The organism is Arthrospira sp. PCC 8006 (genome assembly GCF_046480465.1).
In the GTDB taxonomy this organism is placed as follows: Bacteria; Cyanobacteriota; Cyanobacteriia; order Cyanobacteriales; family Microcoleaceae; genus Limnospira; species Limnospira platensis.
Map to the genome: position 1 here is coordinate 1 of NZ_PKGG01000021.1, position 24,148 is coordinate 24,148.

General features: G+C 41.1%; 19 protein-coding genes. 5 read left to right on the plus strand and 14 right to left on the minus strand.

Going from position 1 to position 24,148, the window contains the following annotated elements:
- Positions 1 to 2,430 (minus strand): cation-translocating P-type ATPase (locus B9T16_RS05570; RefSeq protein WP_410244282.1); only part of this gene is annotated, 2,430 nt, incomplete at its 3' end.
- 463 nt (positions 2,431 to 2,893) lie between these two features.
- Between B9T16_RS05570 and B9T16_RS05575 the strand changes: the two genes are divergently transcribed.
- Complete coding sequence (locus tag B9T16_RS05575) at positions 2,894 to 3,298, plus strand: YidH family protein (RefSeq protein ID WP_410244283.1); 405 nt, start codon at positions 2,894 to 2,896, stop codon at positions 3,296 to 3,298.
- Positions 3,299 to 3,436: 138 nt separating this feature from the next.
- Here the strand turns inward: B9T16_RS05575 and B9T16_RS05580 are convergent, their stop codons facing one another.
- The 3 genes from B9T16_RS05580 to upp form a co-directional block, all read right to left on the minus strand.
- The gene (locus B9T16_RS05580; RefSeq protein WP_006620056.1) at positions 3,437 to 3,715 is read right to left on the minus strand and encodes a YggT family protein; all 279 of its coding nucleotides are present in this window, start codon (positions 3,713 to 3,715) and stop codon (positions 3,437 to 3,439) included.
- A 189-nt stretch (positions 3,716 to 3,904) separates the two neighbouring features.
- Positions 3,905 to 4,228, minus strand: coding sequence for a hypothetical protein (locus B9T16_RS05585; protein WP_006620057.1), 324 nt, complete (start codon positions 4,226 to 4,228; stop codon positions 3,905 to 3,907).
- Between the two features lie 29 nt (positions 4,229 to 4,257).
- Positions 4,258 to 4,908, minus strand: a complete 651-nt coding sequence (gene upp, locus B9T16_RS05590) for a uracil phosphoribosyltransferase (protein WP_006620058.1) — start codon at positions 4,906 to 4,908, stop codon at positions 4,258 to 4,260.
- Positions 4,909 to 5,245: 337 nt separating this feature from the next.
- Between upp and crtH the strand changes: the two genes are divergently transcribed.
- The 3 genes from crtH (at position 5,246) to B9T16_RS05605 (ending at position 9,784) form a co-directional block, all read left to right on the plus strand.
- On the plus strand, positions 5,246 to 6,787 hold the full coding sequence (gene crtH / locus B9T16_RS05595) for a carotenoid isomerase (protein WP_006620059.1): 1,542 nt from the start codon (positions 5,246 to 5,248) through the stop codon (positions 6,785 to 6,787).
- Between the two features lie 89 nt (positions 6,788 to 6,876).
- A complete protein-coding gene (locus B9T16_RS05600; protein ID WP_006620060.1) occupies positions 6,877 to 8,454 on the plus strand; it encodes an SDR family NAD(P)-dependent oxidoreductase in 1,578 nt (525 codons plus the stop codon).
- A gap of 109 nt (positions 8,455 to 8,563) precedes the next feature.
- A complete protein-coding gene (locus tag B9T16_RS05605; protein ID WP_410244284.1) occupies positions 8,564 to 9,784 on the plus strand; it encodes a glycosyltransferase in 1,221 nt (406 codons plus the stop codon).
- Positions 9,785 to 9,825: 41 nt separating this feature from the next.
- On the opposite strand, the gene B9T16_RS05610 is transcribed toward B9T16_RS05605, so the two are convergent.
- From B9T16_RS05610 to B9T16_RS05655, 10 genes are all read right to left on the minus strand, one after another.
- On the minus strand, positions 9,826 to 11,031 hold the full coding sequence (locus B9T16_RS05610) for a glycosyltransferase family 4 protein (protein ID WP_315642771.1): 1,206 nt from the start codon (positions 11,029 to 11,031) through the stop codon (positions 9,826 to 9,828).
- Positions 11,032 to 11,143: 112 nt separating this feature from the next.
- Entirely contained in the window at positions 11,144 to 11,998 is an 855-nt protein-coding gene (locus B9T16_RS05615) for a glycosyltransferase family 25 protein (RefSeq protein ID WP_006620063.1), read from the minus strand.
- Positions 11,999 to 12,164: 166 nt separating this feature from the next.
- Positions 12,165 to 13,487, minus strand: a complete 1,323-nt coding sequence (locus B9T16_RS05620; RefSeq protein ID WP_235181440.1) for a flippase — start codon at positions 13,485 to 13,487, stop codon at positions 12,165 to 12,167.
- A gap of 13 nt (positions 13,488 to 13,500) precedes the next feature.
- Entirely contained in the window at positions 13,501 to 14,526 is a 1,026-nt protein-coding gene (locus B9T16_RS05625; protein WP_006620065.1) for an NAD-dependent epimerase/dehydratase family protein, read from the minus strand.
- Positions 14,523 to 15,593, minus strand: a complete 1,071-nt coding sequence (locus B9T16_RS05630) for a Gfo/Idh/MocA family protein (RefSeq protein WP_006620066.1) — start codon at positions 15,591 to 15,593, stop codon at positions 14,523 to 14,525. Before B9T16_RS05630 ends, B9T16_RS05625 begins: the two co-directional genes overlap by 4 nt.
- A 44-nt stretch (positions 15,594 to 15,637) precedes the next feature.
- Positions 15,638 to 16,528 (minus strand): DUF6492 family protein, encoded by an 891-nt coding sequence (locus B9T16_RS05635; RefSeq protein WP_035735871.1) that lies wholly within the window; start codon positions 16,526 to 16,528, stop codon positions 15,638 to 15,640.
- Positions 16,529 to 16,548: 20 nt separating this feature from the next.
- Entirely contained in the window at positions 16,549 to 17,850 is a 1,302-nt protein-coding gene (locus B9T16_RS05640; protein ID WP_410244285.1) for an O-antigen ligase family protein, read from the minus strand.
- A gap of 183 nt (positions 17,851 to 18,033) precedes the next feature.
- Positions 18,034 to 20,256: a GumC family protein gene (locus B9T16_RS05645; RefSeq protein ID WP_006620069.1), complete on the minus strand. Its 2,223-nt coding sequence runs from the start codon at positions 20,254 to 20,256 to the stop codon at positions 18,034 to 18,036.
- Positions 20,257 to 20,300: 44 nt separating this feature from the next.
- On the minus strand, positions 20,301 to 21,782 hold the full coding sequence (locus tag B9T16_RS05650; RefSeq protein WP_035735867.1) for an SLBB domain-containing protein: 1,482 nt from the start codon (positions 21,780 to 21,782) through the stop codon (positions 20,301 to 20,303).
- Positions 21,783 to 21,872: 90 nt separating this feature from the next.
- Positions 21,873 to 23,219 carry a cytosine deaminase gene (locus B9T16_RS05655; protein WP_035735875.1) on the minus strand — a complete coding sequence of 449 codons (1,347 nt, stop codon included), beginning with the start codon at positions 23,217 to 23,219 and terminating at the stop codon, positions 21,873 to 21,875.
- A 374-nt stretch (positions 23,220 to 23,593) separates the two neighbouring features.
- Between B9T16_RS05655 and B9T16_RS05660 the strand changes: the two genes are divergently transcribed.
- Positions 23,594 to 24,115, plus strand: a complete 522-nt coding sequence (locus B9T16_RS05660) for a hypothetical protein (protein WP_006620072.1) — start codon at positions 23,594 to 23,596, stop codon at positions 24,113 to 24,115.
- The last annotated feature ends 33 nt before the right edge of the window (positions 24,116 to 24,148 follow it).

Genomic DNA, 24,148 nt, shown 5'->3' on the forward strand with positions numbered 1-24,148 from the left:
CATAATCAGATTAACCCACAAAAGCTGAATTACGGTAAAGGGTAGGTTAATGCCGATAAAAGGTCCTAACAAGGCAATAATGCAGGCGACGACATTAATTGTGAGTTGAAACAAGATGAATTTCTGGATGTTTTGATAGAGCGATCGCCCCCATAAAACTGCCTGTTTGACACTGCGAAAAGAGTCATCTAACAGGATAATATCGCTGGCTTCTTTGGCGACAAAAGTGCCGCTACCCATGGCTAAACCGACTTGGGCTTGATTCAGAGCCGCCGCATCATTGGTTCCGTCTCCGGTAACGGCTACTACCTCTCCTTGAGCCTGTAATAGCTGGACGATGCGCTGTTTATCTTGAGGACGAGCGCGACCTATTACCCGCACTTTTTTCAGGGTTTTGCTGGCGAGTTCATCATCCATGTCTCTGAGTTGGCTTCCGGTAATATAAGCCTCGCTGGTGTCGTTTTCATCGATAATCCCAATTTGACTACCAATTTGGGCGGCGGTTAGCAGACTATCCCCGGTAATCATTTTAATATCAATTCCGGCTTGGCGACATTGGCGGACGGCTTCGGGAACTTCTGGACGTACCGGATCGGCGATCGCCACGAATCCTAACCATACCACATCTTGGCGATCTTCTACATTCAAATCATCCCCTTCGAGTTGGGGTTGAGGGATATAAGCAAATCCCAAGGTTCGCATTCCCCCCGCATCACAGTTTTTTAACTCCTGAGAAATCAATCTTCTGGTTTCTTTGGTGAGGGAAATTACCCCATTTTCTGACAAATACGAATAGCAATGACCTAGGACAATATCGGGGGCTCCTTTAATGTGCATGATCTCCTGGTTATCGATAGGGGATCTTCCTAGGGTCGCCATATATTTGCGATCGGGGGTAAAAGCTAGTTGTTGTTTAATCTCAAACCTATTGCGTTCGGAGAGATAATCAATCTGATTTTGTTCTAACCATAACAACAGCGCCGCCTCCGTGGGATTCCCGATCGCCTTAGATTTTTGGTTCTCATGTTGTTCTAAGTTCGCGGTACTGTTGGCGGCTATGGCTTCGGTTAATAAATCACTGGGAATATTGTTGCTGAAACTGGGAAAATTTATCTCTTGTACCTGCATTTTATTCATGGTTAAAGTTCCGGTTTTATCAGAACAAATAACCGTAGCCGCCCCAATGGTTTCGCAGGCGTGCATCCTTCGCACCAGGTTATTTTGTTTGGTCATTTTCCTCATGCTATAGGCGAGGCTGAGGGTGACACTTAGCGCCAGACCTTCGGGGACAGCGACGACAATCACCGCCACCGCAATCATAAAGTAGGTGACAAACTCAGTGGCGGCTGATGCGGGAATCCAATCACTAAGATTTCGGGGAATAAAATTGCCTCCATAACCGATCGCAATTCCCACTCCAAAAATTAACAAACCTATTAAACTTGATTTCACCCAGCCTATGGCGTGATCATCTTCTAACCATTCTGGCACGGTCGCCTGAGAACCTGAGATTTCTAAGCCATCATAAACAATGGGTAACCATACCCTAACTAGGATAATGATTAAACTGCTAACAGCTAGGGCGACTATATACCACTGTCCTAGGCTCAGGTTAAGGTTTCCGGTGACGATACCCCGCACTACTAAGGCTATATCAATTAAAACGGCAATGGCTAACCCTAGGACTCCAATTAAGCGACTGAGGCGATCTAATTGCTGTTTTAGGGGGGTGTCTATATTGGTGATTTCGCACACTAATTTCGCGGTTTGACCGATTTCTGTGCGATCGCCAACAGCGGTTACTTGAAAGGTTCCATGACCGTCTGTAACTACTGTTCCTCGTAATAGGCGATCACGAGGATAGGCGCTATCGGGAAGTTCCGCACTGGCTACTAATTCTGATGATGCTAACTTTTTGACGGCTTCCGATTCTCCGGTTAAGCTGGCTTCATTTACCCGCAGCGAAACGGCTTCAATTAATTGACCATCGGCGGGGATTTCGTCCCCTAATTCGATGATGACCAGATCACCGACTACTATATCTTTTTTGGGAATGGTGGTAAAACTATGATCTCGGATGACTTTGATGGGGACTTCATCATTCATCCGGTTGAGAATATCAAATTCTTGATTGGCTTTATACTCGTTGAGGAAGGCTAGGGTAGTAGCTAAAGCGATCGCCACAATAATACCAATTCCCTCTACATAATTGCCATTAACTATTCCTAAACTAATGGCGATCGCCGCCGCAATAATCAAAATCCGAATCACCGGATCATCAAACTTTCCCAAAAATTGCCGCCAAGCTGGTTCCCTTGGGGGGGGAGTCATGACATTACTACCGTGAGTTTGGCGACTTGTTTCTACCTCTGGGGGAGTTAATCCTTGTAAGTGATGGATGTCTTGGCGGGGGTCATGGGTCATGGTCATCGGCGAGGCTCCTATATTAGCATCTATATTGAGAACAATCAGATTGTGTTATGTTAAAATCACCGTGTTATATTGGCATTAACCTCGTCAAATATCGGCTTCTGTATTCCGATTTTCACACAGGGAAACTCGGTTAAATTGCGATCGTCTATAAACTTAATCAGCTAAAATACTCAACTGATTACATATATTGACTCAGGCTTAGATTTAACTATAGCACTTTCCCCTGAGATCAGGGAACCATCTCAAGGTTTTTTAGTCGTAACCAGCCTGACCCACGGCGAAAAAATCCATTCATTTTAACATAAATTAGTCAGACTTCGCAACTGGTAGACCCCCATGATTAAATGTTTTAAAAATAGGGCTGATGACTGGCTAAATCTCTCCTGAGCCATTACCCTGGTTAAACACTAGCGGTTAACATAATTAACCGGATATTATCTACCTTGATTTTCTCAGAAGTATGACCTCAATTGACCCTAACCCACAGCCCAAAAATCTGAATAATGAGTTGGCGAAAGAACGCAACCGCGCTGCTTCTGAAAGGACTTTAATGGCGTGGATTCGTACCTGTTTATCACTGATAGGCTTTGGCTTTGGTATTGACCAAATTGTGACGGTTATTTACGAAGAAACAGGAGACACTTACCTTAATCCTCTGCGTCTCTCTCGCTTCCTCGGTCTTTCGTTTATCGCCTTGGGAACTTTAGCACTAATTACAGCTTCTATTGACCACCGCCAAGAACTTAAACGCATCTGTAGAGATGACTATTTATACACTCCTAGAATATCTCAAGCCCTGACCGTGGCTGTGATTCTGGCGATTTTAGGGGTGGTGGCATTCTTGGGAATTATGCTGAGTTCGTAACCACAATAAACCCATAATTTGAGCAGATATGACCCTGGGTTCAATGATTGATATTGATGACAGACAACCCTGGGCATTTGTAGTTAATTGGTTAACCACAACACTACAAATGCACCCAGATTACAGATGTGTGAAACTTTAGGCTAGGCTGTAAAGTAAACTCGGCACAATTTGAGCCACAAACTGAAGCAGGAAAATGGCAATGATGGGGGAAAAGTCAATGCCACCCAAGGGGGGAATAAAGGAACGGAAAATATTAAGATAAGGGTCAGTTAGTTGGGTAATAATGGATAAAGGACCATCGTATAAATTCACATTGGGGAACCAACTAAGCAGGATTCTAATAAAAATTAGAACCATGTAAATGTTCAGGAATTGTGCAACTGTATTGGCAAGTAGAAACAATGGTGAACTCATGGGATATCTCCGAATAACTGGGAAATGGCTTATGGTGTGACCTCAAGGGTCTGGGAATAGTCAACTAGCTAAAATCTGGGCTGGTTCGACCGTCTCCCTGAGTGATTAGTATGATTGACTTTTAACTGGGGTTTATGAAAATGTAAACTGTAGCAGCTAATTATATCATACTTTGGGCGGTAGTTGATGCTAGATATCTTCGGCTGATGGTGATTCGTGAATCTCAGCAGAGATAGTCCCATTAACTCCCCCAAGTTGATGGCGTACATCATCGATCGCCTGATTGAGTTGAGAAATTTTGTCTTCTAAGTTCAAACGGGCTGTTTCCACATTTTCGGGGGTCAAGCGATCGCCTTTATTGCGGTTGCGCTGATTTTCTCCTAGGGAATTAGTGCTGTCGGAGTTATCCCCAGATAGTCGCGAAGAGAGGACAACCCCCAATACACCACCAACGAGACCTCCTAAAGCAGCCCCTAATACCAGTCCGCTGGTAAAGCCTTCTCGATTAGCCATAGTTTTAGATTCACCTCATCATCAAAAATTTAAGTTCCAAAAGTGCGATCGCCCGCATCTCCCAATCCAGGAACAATAAAACCTCGTTCATCGAGACCTTGATCAATAATAGCCGTATAAACTTGCAGGCTAGGATATTCTTGGCTAAGGGACTGCAAGGCTTGGGGAGCTGCTACCACCGAGATAATTCGCATCAACCCCGGATCAATACCCCGCTTGGTCAGTTCAGCCATAGTCGCCATAATCGTTCCCCCCGTAGCCAGCATCGGTTCGCTAACGATTAACCGGGTTTGAGGGTCAAAACCATCAGGAAGTTTATTGAGATAGCAACTCACTTGTAGGGTTTCCTCGTCGCGGACCATTCCCAGGTGATACACCGACGTTAACGGCACGACGCTTTGGATACCTTCCATCAGAGCTAATCCCGCCCGCAGAATGGGTATAACCACCATAGGCGCTTCTGGGTTGATATAGGTAGCTGGACATTCACAGAGGGGAGTTTGTACCGTAGCTTCCACGGTGCTGAACCAATCGCGAGTCGCTTCGTAGGTTAGCCACCGTCCCAGTTCCGTCATGGCGCTGCGGAATAGGGCGGGCGGAGTTGAGACATCACGGGCGATCGCCAACCAATGCTTAATTAGGGGGTGGGGAGGGACGTAAACGCGCAGTTGCAGAGTCATTAGCGGGATAGTTAACCAAATTCGGCTTTTCCTTTCCATCATACTCCCCCGCCTACCCAGTCAGACTACCCCCGCATAGTTTTAAGAAATGTTACAGACTTATTGACAATTATTTTTAACAAGTCTAAAGTAGATTCTCAGTGTTCTCCTCTCAAATCTAAAGGATCGGCAGACGGGGGCGGTTGATAAAAAAACCGTTCCCGCATTTCTTGTTAAAATGGCTGGGGCAGGGCTGATCTCATCATTGTGATCACAGAACTGTCGCTTGTGAACGTTATACAAGTATGGTGAAGCGTTACACTGTAGAGTCAGGAAATTCTGGAAGAGAGTTGATCCGATGCCTGTTATTACCCACCAGTCCTTTGCTGATGAACCCCTACCGACTCAAGACTTTGATGTAATTGTCATCGGTTCCGGTATTGGAGGCTTAGTCACAGCCACTCAACTGGCAGCCAAAGGCGCGAATGTACTTGTCCTAGAAAGTTACATCATCCCCGGTGGTAGTTCTGGTTACTTTGAGCGAGAGGGATATCGATTTGATGTCGGAGCATCAATGATTTTTGGATTTGGTGACCAAGGCACAACTAACCTGCTCACCCGCGCCCTAGAAGCTGTTAACGTCAAATTAGAAACTATCCCCGACCCAGTTCAAATTAACTACCACCTACCTGGGGAACTCCAAGTTAGAGTTCACCGAGATTATGAGAAATTTTTGCAAGAACTAGGGGAAAAGTTCCCCGATGAACGAGAAGGAATTCGTAAGTTTTATGACGAATGTTGGCAGGTCTTTAACTGCTTGAACGCCATGGAACTCCTGTCCCTGGAGGAACCCCGTTATCTGATGCGGGTTTTCTTCCAGAACCCAGGCGCTTGTCTGGGACTGGTTCAATACCTACCCAAAAATGTGGGCGAAGTCGCCAAACGACACATCAGCAACCCAGAATTACTCAAATTTATTGATATTGAGTGTTACTGCTGGTCTGTGGTTCCCGCTGACTTGACTCCCATGATTAACGCTGGGATGGTGTTTTCTGACCGCCACTACGGTGGGATAAACTACCCCAAGGGGGGAGTAGGTCAAATCGCCGAAAAACTGGCTGAAGGCTTACAGAAAGCCGGAGGAACCATTCAATACAAAGCCAGGGCTAAACAGATTTTAATAGAAAATGGGCAAGCTGTGGGGGTTGAACTCACTAACGGTAGGGTTTACCGCGCTCGGCGCATTGTTTCTAATGCTACCCGCTGGGATACCTTTGGTAAACTAATCCCTGAAAAAATGATGCCATCTTCTGAGAAAAAATGGCGCAAACGCTATCAGAAATCGCCCAGTTTTCTGAGCTTACATTTAGGGGTAGAAGCCTCCGTTTTAACACCAGAAACAGATTGTCACCACATCATAGTTGAAGATTGGCAAAAAATGGAGGAGCCAGAGGGGACAATTTTTGTCTCTATTCCTACCCTCCTTGACCCCGATTTAGCCCCGCCCGGCTATCATATCATCCATGCTTTTACCCCTAGTTGGATTGATAATTGGGAAGATTTACCACCGACAGAATATGAACAAAAAAAAGAGGAGGCAGCCTGGGGAATTGTAGACCGTCTGGAGAAGATTTTTCCCGGTTTAGATGCGGGTTTGGATTATATGGAAGTGGGAACAGCGCGATCGCACCGTCGCTTTCTTAACCGGGATGACGGAACCTATGGCCCTATTCCTAGCCGCCAACTGCGGGGACTCCTAGGAATGCCTTTTAATCGCACCGCTATTCCCGGTCTGTATTGCGTTGGAGATAGCACCTTTCCTGGTCAAGGATTAAATGCTGTCGCCTTTTCTGGGTTCGCCTGTGCCCACCGCATTGCCGTAGATTTAAAGTTAGGCTAACACCCCAATTTAATTCGATAATTTAGTGGGAGGAAATCGCTCCCCTCCCCTATTTTTATCTGCTCATCTTAACTAAAAATTATAAATTTATGCAAGTCTGTATTGTCACAGGTGGCAACTCCGGTGTCGGGTTAATGACATCGGTGGGTTTAGCTAAATTAGGCTATCATGTCTTTATTGCTTGTCGTTCCCACACCAAAGCTACAAAAGCAATTGCTTATATCTCTAAAAAAACTGGCAACCCTAACATCGAATATTTGCCCTTAAATCTGGCTTCCCTGGAGTCTGTTCGTCAATGCGTTGAACTGTTTTTAGCCAAAAACTTACCCCTAAATATTTTAATCAATAATGCCGGAATATTCAATGGTAGCGGTGTCACCCCAGAAGGATTTGAGGTGATTTGGGGTACTAACTATTTGGGGCATTTTTTGCTGACTTATTTGCTCTGGGAGAAATTACAAACATCTGCCCCTAGTCGAGTGGTTATGGTGTCTTCAGACCTCGCCTTAAAACCCACGACAATTAAATGGGATTTATTTGTGAAATCTACCCCCTTCAACTTTATCGAATTATATAATCAATCTAAACTCTGTTTATTACTGTTAACCCGACAACTTTCTCAACAATCAAGCCATGTCACTGTTAACGCCGTGCATCCCGGCTTTGTCCAATCTAATATTACCATCGGTCATCGTTTGAGTAAGTTTTTGGGTATCGGAATTAGCCCCCAAAAAGGCTGTTATAGTAGCTTATTCTGTGCTACTTTTCCCGAATGTGAATTAATCACAGGTAAGTTTTTTGACCCCAAAGGCAAGGAAATTCCTTTGCCTCCCTTAGCTTTAAATAATCAGTTATGTCAACAATTGTGGGAACAAAGTTTAGATTGGACTGGTGGCAATAAACCTGTGGGAACCCAGACCATTAATTATGATGGTAGTGATGAAGTTTGGGGGCCCTATAGCTTAAAATTAACCCCGGAAGAAATCGCTACAATTCGCCAACATATTTTTAAGGAAGTCTTACCTAAGCCACCGATTAAAGTTTTATTGGTTTCGGCATTAACTGCGTTATTAAAACTACAATTTGGCTCGATTATGTTGTTGTTCGTGCAATGTTATAAGCGACAGTTTTACATGGAAAGACATTTAGATTCGCCTGAATTATTAAAGTTATGTAAGGACGAGAACTTATTGGCGATTATCAGAAAACATCTGGGGGATAATTTGCGCCTATGGCGTTCGGAATTATGGGTTAATTATCCCTCCCGTCAATTAATCCCATTTTGGCATCGAGATATTTACCCTAAATTATTGGCTGGGGAAGGCAAAACTATTAATATCTATATTGCTTTAACTGAAGTTACTGACAGGAATGGCTTTGAATATATCCCCAAAACTGAAGCGGAAAATTGTCCCAAGCAAATTACGGACCCTTTCAGTGGTAATCATTTCTACAAGGTTCCTAATTCTGTGAAAAACCAAGTTATCCCGGTGGTTTTGAAGGCGGGGGAATTTGTTTTATTTACTGACCAAGTTATCCATCGTTCGGTTTACAATAGCAGTGGGAAGGTGCGTCTGTCTTTGACTTTAAGAGTGGCTCAAGATACGGTCAAAATTTTGCCGGGATATAGCCCGATTTATCATCAGCCATTATCTTTGTCTAATTAATTAAGGCTATCTGATTCTACTTGATGCTGGGTGGGTCTTACAAACTAGAGGTTTCGGTTAGAATATGCTACAATAATTTGATGGGTTAATTATGGGTTGAGGAGACAAAATGAAAATTACTATTGTAGCGATGGAAATTCCCTATCCTCCTATTCATGGCGGCCGAGTTGATGTCTGGCGACGGCTGAAAATGTTGGCGGAATTGGGAACGGAAATACAGTTAATCTGTTGGTCTGGTACGCCTGTAGATGGCGATAGCTTGCAGGTTATTAATCAATATGTGAAAGACTTTCATCTGATTATTTATGAGCGTGGTATGGGTTCTTATCTCCGGCGGGCGATCGCTTTATTATCATACCCTTTAGAAGTGACATCGAGAATAGTTAGAGGTGAGAAATGGAGGGAGATTTTGACATCTGTTGGGTCTTTTAAGCCTGATGTGATTCTCTGCGATCAGATTCATAGTGGTTGGGTAGCATCTAAATTGAGTGACTCTCTGGATATTCCCATGATTGTGCGATCACATGATATTGAACATTTACATTATCGCTATTATTTTCAATGTGCAAAAGGCACTAAAAAACTGGTGAGATTATTATCTATTAATCACTTAGAAAAATTCGAGAAATCCTTGCTAAAAAAAAGTGTGGCATTTTATGATATTTCCCGAGATGATTTACAATTTTGGCAACAACAAGGATTTGATAATGGCTACTTTTTGCCTCCCTTAATCGAATTTAGTGACTACCATAATCAAGAGGATAACTTAACTGATTCTGAGTCGGAAAAACCTGCCTATGATGTGGTTTTTCTGGGGAATTTGAACTCGGAAAATAATGTGGCGGGTGTGACTTGGTTTGTGGAGGAAGTCTGGCCAATGTTAAAACAGCGATCGCCTAGTATTAAAGTTCTGATTTCCGGTTCCAACCCCGTGCAAAAAATCAAAGATATTTGTCAAAATAAACCCGGATTAGAATTAATAATTAACCCGCCATCTGCTGCCAAAATTTACCGTTCTGGTCGAGTATTAATCGACCCTGTAGCTACTGGAAGTGGTGTTAGTATCAAATCTATTGATATGTTGGCGATCGGTAAACCCATTGTTTCTCGACCCAAAGGATTGTCAGGTTTACCAGAAGCCGCGAAACCATATTTCCGAGTAGCATCTGATGCGTCATCATACACTAATGAAATTCTCAATTGTCTGGCTGAACAGCAACCCAACATCCCAGATCGCCTTTTACTAGAGTCAATGTTTGGATCTCCCGTCATTGAGAATTTCCTCTCTCAAATTGACTCTCTGCTTACCTCCAATCAAACCCCCAAATAGTAACCCATTGAAACTTGACCATTAAAAAAGACCCACAATCATTAATGTTGATCGTATTGATTAATCGTTCTCAATAAGACCATCTCCATCTGATCAATCATAACTTTAGGGCTAAAATTATCCAGTACATGATCACGACAACGCCGGCCCAGTTCCGGGTCATCATCTCGCCAATTAGTAACCTGGTTAAGAACTTCTGCTAATTGTTCAGGAGAACCAGGTTCAACCAAATAACGGGTTAATTCACCTGTCATCATTTCAGGTATTCCCCCGACTCTACTACCGACCACAGGCGTACCAGTTGATAAAGATTCTAAAACCACCCTCGGACAAGGATCAGGCCAAATACTAGGAACAATGGTAACATCACTAACCCGATAAAGATCCGGTGTATTGGGAACATGACCTATAAACTGGACTAATTCTTTAATCCCTAGGTCATCCACCATATCTTTTAAAAATTTAAGGTAGTGAATACGCGCTGCTGGTGAATCTTCTGTAGGTTCCAAAATCACATTTCCAGCAATTAATAAACAAATATCTGGTTGGTGATTTGCCAGTAACGCAAAGGCTTTAATTAGGACTTCTATTCCTTTATTAGGGTTGACTCTCCCCAGAAACGAAAAAACTCGCCTGTTTCCTAAGATATTAAAATCACGACGGAGGGATAATTGCTGATACTCATCAACGGAGTGGGGACTAAATTTTTGCGGGTCAATACCATTATAAACCACATCAATTTTTTGATGATCAATACCACAAAAATCAACCCATCTGTCTTTAGTTGCTTGAGAAACAGCTATAAATTTATCCACCCCTGACAATCCGGGTCGCCACTTGAATCTCAAAGAGTTTCCTGGTAGTTGCAAATAAGAGAGTAAAGGAATTTTTTTGATAGTTGATAAGCCATAGCCCCAAAATACAGAACTAAACTCATTAGACAAAATAATGGAATCTAAAGTTGTTTTGATTGGAGAAATATCATTAAAAAAATCCACAGCAAATTTGACCATATCAAGGGGATTTTTGCGGTTAGCTTGGTAGCGTTTGACCGGAATTAAATCTTGGCAGAATTGGCCATAGGTTTGTAGGAGGTCTCCTTCTTTGGTGTAAACCAAACTAACCTGATGTCCACGATTAGCCAGGCTTTGACAAATTTCCAGTAGATTTAACTCTTGACCGCCAAGAGTTGATGAGGGTTCATTTTCTAAAGCAATTAAGTGCATAGATGATGATTTTAAAGTCATTTTTTGATATACAAAATATGTGGTAGTTAACTAATACAGTTTATTGGAAAAAATTGAATGAATATAAACGATTAATTTACTTTTAGTCTGAGTCACCATTATTTCGCACCAATTAAATATCCCACCAATCAAATAACTCGGGCTTTAGATAATCTAAAGTCTTCTTTAATTTTAATTTGATTAACTTTAGAAAACTTACCAATGGCTTGAGAAATACAACTTGATCTAAATAACTGCTGATCATCCTAGGACTAATATCACTGGGGCTACTCCGTTGCCACCCAAGAGACGGACATACAATTAAAGATACAATTTCAGGATTTTGCTTTCGGAATAGATAATATGCAGTATCAATATAGGCTCCATCCAGGTCATCAAAATTAGGATCTTTTTCAAAAAAACAAGTTTGAGAACGTTTTTTCAACAGTTCTTCTAAAAAGAATATCAAAGGATCATAAGCTGTATGATTAACAGCATAAAAATGTGTACCTAATGTTGGATAATTAGTTTTTTTTAAGTGAGTCCAAGTTGTTGATATCTCGGGGTCGTAAAAATTATAATAGTCTGATAGCTTTAATTTATGATAAGCAAAATATCCTAGAAATAATAGATCCCAATTTACTTGACTAAGTTCATCAAGTAATTGTGTTTGTACAGAACAAAATCTACTAGAAATTGCTAGATCATCTTCCATGACTAATATATGACTGAGTTTGTCTCTTTTAGCAATTTTAATAATTTCTAAATGACTCAGGTAACATCCTAACACACCAATGCTCGGAAAAGCTAATTTTTCGGTGGGCTTGAGGGCGGGAAAAATTTTTACTTTTTCAGAATTAAAATTTAATCCTATACTCTTGATTTCTTTCTCCATTTCACGTCTTCTATCAACCCTTTCAGGTAAGTTGATCACATAAATTTTGTCAAAAAAATCTGATATGTTGTTCATCTTAAAAATTTCTCCCATGTGATATTTTGAATTCCATCAACATAATCATTTTCATGTTAATGTCCATCAAATTTTGCTCAATAACAAGTAACTAAGGTAGTTAATCAATTAAGTTGCAAGCGCTACCATTGTTGCCACATTATGATACTTATCAATACGCACCAGCTTATTATCAAACAATAAGTTAACTAGAATTTTTTAATTTTTTATAATTCAGTCGCCAGAGTGAACCCCAGTAGTACAGGAGAATCAAAGAATCTGTAGTTAAGGTCGCCCAAGCTGCACCCCTCCATGAAAAGATGGGGATTAAAAAATAATTTAAACTAATATTAATTAAAGCTGCACTAATTTGAACCAACCCTCGTAACTTTTGATATCCAGATCCGGTAAGGGTATCTGCTGCCACTAATTGCATACCAATAATTAGTGGCATGGGAGCTAACCAGTATAATACTGGCACTGAATCTATATAGCTTTCTCCCAAAATATAAGGTATAAAAGGCGCAAAAAATATACAACCTATAAAAACAAAAATACCATATATAGAGATAAGCGGAATCAAACGTTTGGCAAATTTAAAAGCATTACTAATACCCAAAGCACCTTCTTCAAAAAATTTTGTGTATGTGGAACTAAATACTACTAAAATTGGTATATAGCCAACTTCTATCAATCTATAAGCAGCAGAATATATACCAGTTATACTTAGAGTTGAAAGACTGCTTAACATGGTTCTATCAATACTGGAATTGATATTGGCAGCTGATCGGTCTAGAGAGAAGTATATACCTTGAAAAATGTTGTGATTGATATGGGATAATTCTAATTCAGGAAAACCCAGAGAAAAACAAACAAAAAAGAATGAAAAAATTGCCGTTATTGTTGTACCAAAAACATATAAAATAGACCAATTGATAGCATTAGGATCATCAAAAAATATAACTAAAGCTATAGCAGATAAGACTTTCACAAAATTATAAAAAATCTGTAATTTAGCCGTGTTTTTATGCTGATTAAGTCCTAAAAAAGCGCCACAACATATATTCCAAATAGACAATCCTAAAATATCAGAAATAAGTATGGATAAAATCAAGACGTTAGGAATAAATTTTGGCAAAATAAATTTGCCTATTAAAAATGATAAACAAATTACAAAAAAACTACAAAAAAAAGTTGTTACAAGAGCATCACCCAAATATTTTTTAAATAAAATTTTATTTCTTGAAACATTTCTAATTAAAATATCTGTACTACCTAATGTTCCAAATGGAACAGCGATCGAGGCTAGTGCTGTTACTCCCATAAACATACCAAAATTTTCAGAACCCAGATGTCTAGCAATCAATATAAAGTATGTAGCTTGCATGAAAATACTGATGACTTTACCCAAAAACATCCATAAAGTATTTCGGACTAATGACTTTTGCGTGATTTTCTTAATTTGTTCTTGCAAATTAGTAAAATATGACATATATTTTTCGTGATTTACGTCTTGAATGGCTACCAAATTTAACTTTAGACTAACTTGATTTTGGTACAGAAACTGCTAATAAATATTCGGTGCTAGAGGAACGTTCAAAGGCTTGATCTAGGGAATAGGTGGGCTGCCAGTTTAGAATCTTTTTAGCCTTTTGATTGCTATATCGCAGTGGTTTAAAACGAGCTTGTAGTTTGGCGGGGACTAAAATACCTGGTAAACGAGCTTTACCCTCAAGAAATACGCGGTTAAATAGCCAAGCCATATTGGCAATTAATCCCATAAAAAACCAGTTTATAAAATATATTTTGGGGACTTTATCCATGGTTTCTATGAGTTTTTGGGCATAGACATTTTGAGCAGGTAAATTATCATCGATAATATTTAAGGTTTGTCCAAAGGCTGCCTCTTTATCGGCGGCGATGACAATGGCTTCGGCACAGTTTTCGACATAGGTTAAAGGCATAATTGCATTACCTCCGATTCTTAACCAGGCACTATCCCCTATTTCGGCACCTAAGCAAGCATTCCAAAGATAATCTCGACCGTAAATCATCCCCGGACGAATAATGGCAACTTGTCCACCATCTCGCTCAAAATCTCGATAAAGTTGTTCTTGAATTAGCTTGGTTTGAGCGTATTCGTCACGATTTAAGGGGTCAGCTTCAATGGGAGAATCTTCGTCTAAAATTTGATGCGATCGCATTTTTACATAATCATAAACTGAAAAGGTACTAATGGCTATGAGCTTAGAAATCCCGGCTTTTTGCATAGCAATTAAGACATTTTCTGTAGATATGACTGTACCAGCAAACTGGGTGTAAAAATCCCCGGACTTGGAGGCGGCTAAATGAATGACAGCATCCACAGATTGCAGACTTTCTACCAAGCCTGATGATTGCCTTAAATCTATGCGGACAATTTCTACATTAGGATGATTAAACCAAGAGAATTTGGTCTCATCAGTTTGGGGACGAAGTACGGCTTTTACTTGGTGTCCCCGTCGCAAGGCTTCCGTGACAATATACTGTCCTAAAAATCCAGATGCGCCAGTGATAAACAATTTCATAGATGATTCTCCTCGGCAATTAATGCGTTAACTAAACGGCTGGTTTTATCCATATCTTCAAAGCTAATTGGTAGCGGCTTATCTTCTTGTAAGGCTTGATAAGTCTGCTCTAATAAACTATGTAAACCTTCATAGGGAGTCTTTTGTAAAAGTTTCCGACGAAAGTTAGTAAAGCTGGCATTCATGAAAGTCCAACCGTTAGCAAACTGATTAGCCAAAGGGGAAAGCTGTTTACCAACGGCACGAGGGACTACACAGCGAATATAGGGTTGAAATAAATCAACTTCTGCATAACCCAAGGAACCGCGAACTGTCACGGAAAAACAATCGGGTTGAGTGTAAGCACTAAACCGTATGCGAGTATGTTGATGACCGGAAAAAATCAGTGCATCTAAATCGTCATACTTAAATAAATTGCCGCCACCATGATTATTCCATCCGGCTTTGACGTAATCAAAAGTTGGTATAAATAATAAGGCAAGATAACACAAGTGGGTAATAAAGTCATGAATTACACCCCCTGGCAGTTTATGGACTGGACTGGGTAGATTTTGGTCTGCGTATCGTCCACCACTGCGGATGTCTAATGCCATGCGGACTTCTACTTCGCCGATTGTTCCTAGGGTTCCATCTTCAACTAGCTTTTGCAATGCTAGAATGGGCTGATTGAAGCGATAATTTTGGTTTTCGATTAAATGGCGATCGCATTTTTTAGCAAAATCCCATAGTTCTTTAAACTCATCATAAGTGGGAGTTATCGGCTTTTCACAAATCACATGAGCCCCAGCACTCAGACAATCCATAGACATTTTTTTATGGATTTGAGGCGGTGTTAAAATATGCACAACATCCGGCTGGGCTTGCTCTAGCATTTGATGATAATCTGTATAAGCAGTTTCAGCACCGAATCTTTTAACCGCATAGTTAGCAGCAGCTTGGGAAATATCACAAACTCCTACTAAATCAGCCCTTTCCGAGGTAGACAAAAAACTGAGATGTTCCTTAGAAATCAACCCGGTACCAATAACGGCTGCTTTTAACTTAGGTTTTTGAGTGTCTGTATCCATTACAATTAATTTAATCCTAGAAAAATAGTTTACTTGATTTCACACTAATTAATGTTTTCCAGTAATTTTTGATAGCGTTTAATCGGAATACCAGCTTTGGCTGAAATCATAACTGTGACATAATCTGGCTCAATTTCAGACAAAAAATCCTTGATTTGTTGTTCTGATAAATTTTCTGTCCCAAAATAGCGTAAGCCGGGGTAGGTTTCATCAATATAATGATTTGCTTCATGGGCTAGAATATAATCACAAAACATTCCATAGAGGATATACTCAGATAAATTCCAAGTATTAGAGATGGTTTCCACCCAATAACGTCCAGACACTTTCTCTAGGTGTTCATATAATTTGAAAATATTATCTCTTTTCCAGGTAATCAAGTCACCAATATAGTTAGGATCCGGAAAATCCATCATGGGAGTAATCAGTAATTGACTAGCAGTTTTATACCAACTATAATGAGACTCCCAAAGGCGAGGAATTGAGTTAGGCTCTCGATAAAAGCGAATTTTTCCATCCTTAACAAATCGTTCCTGTGGATTTAAAGGACGCACAAAGGCAACATCTGAGTCTACAAACATCAAAACATCTTCAGACACAAATTTAGCCGCTGACAGCTTAATAATTTGCTGAAGCAGCCAGTTACTAATGGGAGGACTTTTGAAGCTAAACCAACCATTTTTGACAAAAGGTATCCTTTTTATCCACCTAGGAATCACTTCTTCAACAACTAGAATTTCTGTGCGATTATTTTGGAGTGATTGAAACATTGATAAATCTTTTCGATCAACAATAATATAATGCTTTGTTGATGAAGGTATGAATTTATCAACTGTAGAACACAAAAATTGGCATCTCTCAAAGTCCGGTGCATAACTCGGTGTAATCAAACAAAAGCTGTATTCTGAGCCAGGAGGTTGAGACGTGATCTTCATAATTTTAATTGAGATTTAAATCAATTCAAGTCAGGGAGTAGTTTTGATGATCTTGATGCATCAAATTGAGGATGAGATGGTTTTGGTTTTTCAATGGGTGCCATAATTGAAATTGATAAAGCTGTATATAATACCCAGAATATACTGTTTTGAGAAATTATACCTCCTTCAGTTGCATTAGTTAATAGTAAATAAGTTAGAAATATTAAGGGCCAAAAGGATTCTATTCCGACACTAAATCGGGCCATAAAAACTGCCCTTAACAAGTTAATTGTAAACCCTAAAAAGTAAGTTATAACACCTAATAAGCCGATGTCTAACCACATATCGAGTATTCCATTATGGGAATAAGGAACCGGCCATCTTGCAGATCTAATAATATAGGCTGATGCACTATCTAATCCCTGCCAAAAAGCGGTATAACCGTATCCCAAATAGGGACGTTTTTCAATCATTTCTCTAGCCCAAACCCACAGTTCAGTACGACCGGTAAGGGTTGGGTCTTTACCAATTAATCCCAGTATTTCATCAATATTTTCAGTATAGATATAAAAAATAGTACCCCCTAAAGTGACAATGGCTAAAAATGAAGGAATCAGTAAAATATAGCGAAATCGCAGCACCCGATAGGCTATGATACTGGTAAATAAAACTGTAAAATTAATCAGGGAACTTGATGATTTTGCCATGACCAATAGCAAACAAGCAATGACGATCGCCCCATGAGCCATCCAGCGTTTTCCTTTCTCAAAAAGACCGGGTGATAAAATTAATACTATACCACCTAATGTCATGCCTCTTCCTAAAAGATTTTTATGGTTATATATGCCTCGCCAAGCCCCATAGTGAACGGCTTGTTCAATGCCATAACGCGGTAATGCGATCGCAAAAAGAAAACTAAGGACGGCAATAATTCCATAGGACAAAGACAAAAGTTTAAGTTGCTCTCTGAGGGTATAACGACTACCTAAGTAAATACCAAATAGTGTAGTTCCAATTAAGCCAATACAACTTTTGAGGGTACGAGCCGGAAAATCTGACCAGAAATAGGAGGCGATCGCAATCAAAATCATCACCCAGATAACCGGCCCTCTTTTAGCAGCAATTAAAAACTTTTTCCACCGCAGCAAGAGTAAAGCGACAGAAACTAAATAAGTCAGCAGAAACAGCAGAACATTTAATCTAAAATCAAAGGAATTGATATCTGTACCATCACCCTCGCTTGCGCCTCCAGATAAAATCAGAGGCAACCAGTTGGCGCTATAGTGAATAATGGCAAAAACCGTAAAACTCGATTCCACATATTTTAAGTATTTTTCCATTAAAATATTGATGTTTTTTGTCTAAATCAACACCCTGTTACCTGCTGTGCATCATAGCATTTTGATTAGTGAAAGTCAGATAGAAATGTAAAAATTAATGTAGATTATGTAAAGTTTTGGTAAAGTTGTTGATTTGAGGGAGTCCCCAGACTTAATTAACCGGGTATCGGGGTGGTCTGATATCTAAGAAGAATTCTTAGAAGATATTTTCTGTGGGGACCCAGAGCGATCGCGCCGATGGGATTTTTGGAGAGGGAAATAGCGTTGAGCATGATAGAAATACTTAGTGGACTCATTCTTGCTAATCCCATTGATCACTGTCCCCAAGATCCGCTGACCCGATCGCCCTAATATTTCCTTAGCCGATTTAGCACTATCGCGGTCAAGAATTCGGGGTCTAGCAACCATTAACACCCCACTAGCCATATTAGCTAAAGTTAAAGCATCGGCGGCTAATACCAATGGTGGTGTATCAATAATTACAAAATCATACTCCTCCGAAAAATTCCGAATTAAGGAAGTCATGCGTCGAGAATCCAAAAGTGCTAACGGATTGGGTGGTGTCACCCCAGCGGTCAAAATATCGAGTTGGTCAATTCCCGGCTTCACGGCTTCGGAAAGAGTCGCCTCTTCCACGAGTACATCACTTAATCCCACCGCATTAGTTAAACCCCAGATATGATGTTGAATCGGTTGTCGCATATCCCCATCAATGAGTATCACCCGATGTCCAAGCTGGGCGATCGCCGCCGCCAAATTAGCGGAAACCGTTGATTTTCCCTCCTGTGGTACGGAACTGGTGACCACAATTACCCGCACCTTGCGATCGGAGCCCAAAAACTTCAAATTAGCCTGAATCATCCGATAAATTTCGCTAATTAAGGAACCGGGTGTATCCACTACTGGAACCTGTACAGAAGAGCGATCGCCTCCGGTAAAATAGCGGTAAAAAGGCGGAGCTGCAAAAGAAGGAATAATACCCAACAAAGTATATCCCAATAAATCCCTAGTTTCCGCCACCGTCCTCAGAGATTTATCTCCCATTTCCATTAACAGTAATAAAGTAGTTGAGGCGACTAATCCCCCCATTACCCCCAAAGCAAACAACGGTAATTTTGCCGTTCTTCCCTCGTCTGGAACGTTAGCTGTTTCGATAATTCTGGCATTATTGGTAATCTTATTGGCTGCCACTTGYGCTTCCTCAAGATTTTGTAGTAAAGTCCGATAAGTCAGACGAGCCACCTCAGCCTTGCGCTCAAGTTCCTGCTGTTGTTGTTCTAATTGTGGCAAGATACTAGCTCTTCTTTCCAAACCATCACGCGCCTCATAGAGAGAGTCAAGCTGCTTAGTCAAATCCATTCGCCTAATTTCCGCATTAACAAACTCTTCAATCTTGTTATTTTTGACATCCATAACCCTGAGCAACCCGCGAGAAAAGGCTCTGCCACTACCCAAATAAACTTGAATTTCTCTCTGTAACAAACTCTCCAGATTATCTCGCTTTCCCTTTAAAGAAATAATCCGGGGATTTTCATCTCGAAAACGTCTTTGTTCCTGAGCCAACTCACCCTCAACGTTCTCCAATTCTTGTAAAGCCGATCGCACCACCGGAGACTGACTTAAAGTATTTACCGCTATAGCCTCTTCCAGGTTCAAACCCACTTGATTTCCCAAGGAATTAACCAAAGATTGTACCGCATTCAATTCAGCTTCTAAGGTAGTAATATTGCGATTTAACTGCGCCATTTCCTGTACTGATATAGCAAACTCCGTTCCCAGGTCTACTATCTCATTTCTTTCCTTAAAATCTTGAATAGATTTTTCCGCCAGAAACAACTCCTGTTGTACCCTAGGTAGTTGTTCCTGAATAAACTCTTTTGCCCCCGAGGCTTCTTGTCGAATACCAGACACATTCGCATCAATATAAACCTCCATAATGGTATTAATCACATCAGCAACTTCTTGAGGATTTTTGCTTTGATAGGTTAACAGAACAATATCCGTCCCGCCGATAATTCTAATATCTAAATTGCGTCTAATATCCTCTGGATAAATTGGATCACCATCTTCATTAGTTAAATTCAAGCGCTCAATCACAGTTTCTAGCAAAGGATTAGAATGCATTAATTCTATCTGGGTACTCAAAGGAGTCTGATCCGCCAATAGTGCTTTCAATTCCCCCAACCCTTCACCAATACCAGCTAAAGAAGAAGTGCGGTCTACCTTAAATAAAATTTTGCCTGAGTTTTGATAAGTTGGGCTCAAGAATTGGGTAGCATATACAGCCCCAGATACAGTTAGCACAAAAACCCCCAGCAGCCAAAACCATCGGCGTTTCAATGTTTGTAAATATCTGCCCAAATCTAAATCAATAGATTCTCGGTGTTCAATATTACTAAAATCCATAACCATTACCTCTTATAGACAAGACCAAAATCTTATAAATAAATTTAATCATTATTATCTCTATCCTCTGTTAAAATATGAATGATATTCAGTAAAGCTGAGACCCCAATTAGACCACCCACAGGTCTTAACACTTCTTCAAAAGTATCAGCCGCCTCAGTTAAAGCTGAACGATTCACCACCACCACATCATCTCGTTGTAAAACGGGATTATTGGGTGTATTTAGTCCGGCTTGAAAATCAATAGAAATTTGACGACGGGAAACCGTACCATCAGGACGCAAACGCAGAAGTTCCACGGAGCCAGTATTCGCCCGCCGCCGATTAAACCCCCCCGCCACCAAGATAGCTTGATTAAGGGTTGTATTAATTGGTACTTGAAGCGCCCCCGGTTGTGTCACTTCTCCCACCACATTAACCATCATAGTTCTCGGGGAGAAACTAGCACTTGCTAGGGAAATAATCTCATCGGGAGGCACTGCACTAGCGGTAGGAATTATAATAGAATCTCCCGGCTGTAAACTAATATCCTGAGTAGCATCACCTGTGGTCAGTAATTGCCACAAATCGACAGTTATAGTCTTTAATTCACCCGCCTGAGTAAGTCTTTGTAATTGAATGCGACGCAGGTTAGCTTGAGGCTTAATACCTCCCGCCCTTTGTATAGCTTGAGTAATGGTCGGTAATTCGGGTAAATTGGCCATTCCTTCCCCCATCATATAGGTTCCCGGATTAAATACTTCCCCGACGATAACTACCTGAAAAGGGGCGACCTCTTCCGGCGCAAAATTAGCAGAATTAATCTGTCGAATAGCGACAGGATCAAGATTTTCGGCGGTAGGTACTACAATTGTATCGCGATCGCGCAAAACCAGATCTTGGCTTAAATCTCCATTTTCCAGCAATTCCTTGAGGTTGACGACAATATTTAACCTAATGGGGTCTTGTCGCTGCACCTTAACCTGAGTAATATCTGCTGATTGAGTAATCCCACCCGCCTGCTGGAGAAGCTGAGTTACTGTATAGAACTGAAATTGTCGCTCAACGGTGTTAGAGGTAGAAAGGGGCAGAATGTATGTTCCTGGTCGTTGCACCTCGCCCCCAACGGCAATGCTAATGGGACGGGGTGTAATAATTCTCACGCTGGGGAATGGTTGCTGTACAAAGGGAGTATAGGCGGCGGAAATTTTCTCAGTCAGTTGAGAAACTGATAGCCCAGCTACACTAATTTGACCGATTAGGGGCAGATTGAGTGTGCCATCAGTCAAAATTAGGTATTCGCCACTGTATTCAGGAACATCGAGAATATCTACCCTTAGCAAATCTCCTGGACCGAGGGTATAGGCATCAGGAACACGAATTGAGGCGGGGGTAATGGTGGGGATAGAAGGTTGAGTTTGGGCTAGGCTGATAGGTGTGCTGGTATGCCATATCAATAGGGACATTAACCCCCAACTCATCACTGTTGTAGCCTGGGAAGATTTGACAGGATTAGTTGTATTAGCTTGAAATGATGGCTCAGTCATAGGTGAGAGTCAATACATTGGCAGTATCAAACATAAAATATACAGTTGACAATGAGTTAAAGGCTGAGGCTTTCTTCCTCATGGTAACGGCTATTCTCTGAAGTGGCTAGTTATTAAGTTGTCTAACTCAGAATAGTCGGGAATAGAGGCTGATACTGATGCACCATTTCTGATGATAACCCGATCATGCTGCGATCGCGATAGTAATTCACTGAAATTTCTGCCTTTAAAAGCGATGAGATTGGCGGAAATGCCGACCCCAAGCCGAACTCGATTTGATAATCCCATTAAGTCGGCGGCGGTTTGGGTGACGATTTGGGGCCAGTCACCATAGGGATGATCTAAATGACCGATTCTGACTGACATTTTGAAGACTTCTAAAACATCATGATCTCCAAAGGCATAAAATGGATCACGACAGTTATCACTGGCCACTGTTACGGGGATTCCTGCCTGTTTTAATTCATGCAGAAGTGTCACACCTCGCCATTTCGGAGTTTGGGGTGTATGTGAATGGTTATCATATTGTCTATCTTGCAGATATAAATTGCACATCGGCAAGCTGACAATGCCTATATTAGATGATTTGAGGAGATTAATGGTCTGGTTAATTACTTGAGGAGTCTGCACTGCCAAACTGCAACAATGACCGCAAATTATCGGATTCTCAAATTGAGATTTGACTGCATATTCGGCGATTTTATATAAGGTGTTAGAATCAGGGTCGCCATTTTCATCTACATGGAAATCCAAGGATAAATTCCGGTCTTTGGCTAGGTCAAATACTCGCTTAATTTGTTGATCAAGGTCACGGTTAATATAAGCGACACCCCCTAAAATACCACCCATTTCTGCTACTCTATCGGCTAGTTTTTCTCCCTGGGGGGTTAAGTAATAATCCAGAGATACGAGGGATACAGCTTGCAAAAATATGCGATCGCACCATTTTTTCCGCAGACTGTTAAATACTTCCCAGCTAATTTCTGTGAGTTTTCCGGCTGAGTCTAAATGGGTGCGGATAGCCTGGGTTCCATGGGCATAACTACATTTTAAACCAAATTCCATCCGCTGATAGATGTCTTCAGCACTCCAGTATTTTTCACTGTCAGAAATCGCGGTATTTAGCGCCCCGGTAAAAGTCCCGTCGGGATTAGGCGATCGCTGCCAAATATGGCCCTTATCTAAATGGGTGTGTAAGTCCACAAAACAGGGCCAAAGCTGTCCCCCCCGCAGGTCTACCCAGGGGATATCAGCCACCTCCCTATTTCCAGCCGGTCGCAGTTGGCTGATTTTCCCCGATGCAATTTCCACATCCATTAATATTAGCCCCTCCCGCGTCTGCTGGCTTAACCAGTCCGGTTGGCTTACTTCCAATAAACAGCAGGGAATATGGGCATTTTTTAGCCAGTAGCGATCGCTTTTGGGAATACTAATCATGACCAACATTTACCCCATCATGCAAAAATAACATTGTTAATATGCAAAAAGTTCATCAAACTTAGGATTTTGTAATATTAGCTACACTTTAACTGATTTTTCAGCTTTAACCTACTGATTAATTCTTAAAGTCATCGCTCAAATTTTCGGCTGCTTTAGGAGTAGTTAAATTTGCGTATCTCATTCCCCTAATCACCTATATATAGGTTGCTGTTTATACAGTTATCCTAAATTTATGGCTAGTTTTGATGTGCTTATCCTAGTTTTTGATATAGCCCAAGCCATAAAAGTTATTATCAAATCAAGAGGTGATCGCTCATAAACCTAGGGAAATGTAGCCCCGTGCTAGTCAACTTTACTATCAGAAAATCCCCATGACATCCATTCAAACCACCCCCAACTCATTAACCTCTTCTGTCGGTCTCAAAATCGGATCAGTAATTGGTTTAATTGCCTTTTCAGGATTTTACATCAACAGTTGGCAGCAACTACTATCCAACCATTACGCACAACAGCAACCCCAAGCCGAAACCATTGTAACTGCTGTCGAAGTTGTCCCAGAAACCGTAGAAACCCCAACAGTAGCCGCCACCGTAACCCCCATAACCGATCCGAATGCGATCGCCCAGCTAACCAGCCAATTATACACCCAAATTGACCAAAACTGGCAACAGTACCCCACCTTTACCGAGAACCTAGTTTATCAGGTCTCAGTCAATCAAACAGGTGCGATCGCCCAATACAAAACCATCAACCCCGCCGCCGCCAAATATCTTAATCAGAGCCCCATTCCCCAATTAAGTCAAGCCACCACCTCCGACCAACCCCAGGCTGAATTTCTCGTAGTCATGGCCCCCAGTGGCAGTCTACAAGTTAACCCTTGGGTTGCCGAATAATATTCCCTCATCAATTACCTGGATTTAGGATTG

What these genes read in the sequence shown, in the direction of transcription:
- B9T16_RS05575 (WP_410244283.1), top strand. Translation starts at nt 2,894, where the DNA reads ATGACCTCAATTGACCCTAACCCACAGCCCAAAAATCTGAATAATGAG.
- B9T16_RS05580 (WP_006620056.1), bottom strand. Translation starts at nt 3,715, where the DNA reads ATGAGTTCACCATTGTTTCTACTTGCCAATACAGTTGCACAATTCCTG.
- B9T16_RS05585 (WP_006620057.1), bottom strand. Translation starts at nt 4,228, where the DNA reads ATGGCTAATCGAGAAGGCTTTACCAGCGGACTGGTATTAGGGGCTGCT.
- upp (WP_006620058.1), bottom strand. Translation starts at nt 4,908, where the DNA reads ATGACTCTGCAACTGCGCGTTTACGTCCCTCCCCACCCCCTAATTAAG.
- crtH (WP_006620059.1), top strand. Translation starts at nt 5,246, where the DNA reads ATGCCTGTTATTACCCACCAGTCCTTTGCTGATGAACCCCTACCGACT.
- B9T16_RS05600 (WP_006620060.1), top strand. Translation starts at nt 6,877, where the DNA reads ATGCAAGTCTGTATTGTCACAGGTGGCAACTCCGGTGTCGGGTTAATG.
- B9T16_RS05605 (WP_410244284.1), top strand. Translation starts at nt 8,564, where the DNA reads ATGAAAATTACTATTGTAGCGATGGAAATTCCCTATCCTCCTATTCAT.
- B9T16_RS05610 (WP_315642771.1), bottom strand. Translation starts at nt 11,031, where the DNA reads ATGACTTTAAAATCATCATCTATGCACTTAATTGCTTTAGAAAATGAA.
- B9T16_RS05615 (WP_006620063.1), bottom strand. Translation starts at nt 11,998, where the DNA reads ATGGGAGAAATTTTTAAGATGAACAACATATCAGATTTTTTTGACAAA.
- B9T16_RS05625 (WP_006620065.1), bottom strand. Translation starts at nt 14,526, where the DNA reads ATGAAATTGTTTATCACTGGCGCATCTGGATTTTTAGGACAGTATATT.
- B9T16_RS05630 (WP_006620066.1), bottom strand. Translation starts at nt 15,593, where the DNA reads ATGGATACAGACACTCAAAAACCTAAGTTAAAAGCAGCCGTTATTGGT.
- B9T16_RS05635 (WP_035735871.1), bottom strand. Translation starts at nt 16,528, where the DNA reads ATGAAGATCACGTCTCAACCTCCTGGCTCAGAATACAGCTTTTGTTTG.
- B9T16_RS05640 (WP_410244285.1), bottom strand. Translation starts at nt 17,850, where the DNA reads ATGGAAAAATACTTAAAATATGTGGAATCGAGTTTTACGGTTTTTGCC.
- B9T16_RS05650 (WP_035735867.1), bottom strand. Translation starts at nt 21,782, where the DNA reads ATGACTGAGCCATCATTTCAAGCTAATACAACTAATCCTGTCAAATCT.
- B9T16_RS05655 (WP_035735875.1), bottom strand. Translation starts at nt 23,219, where the DNA reads ATGATTAGTATTCCCAAAAGCGATCGCTACTGGCTAAAAAATGCCCAT.
- B9T16_RS05660 (WP_006620072.1), top strand. Translation starts at nt 23,594, where the DNA reads ATGACATCCATTCAAACCACCCCCAACTCATTAACCTCTTCTGTCGGT.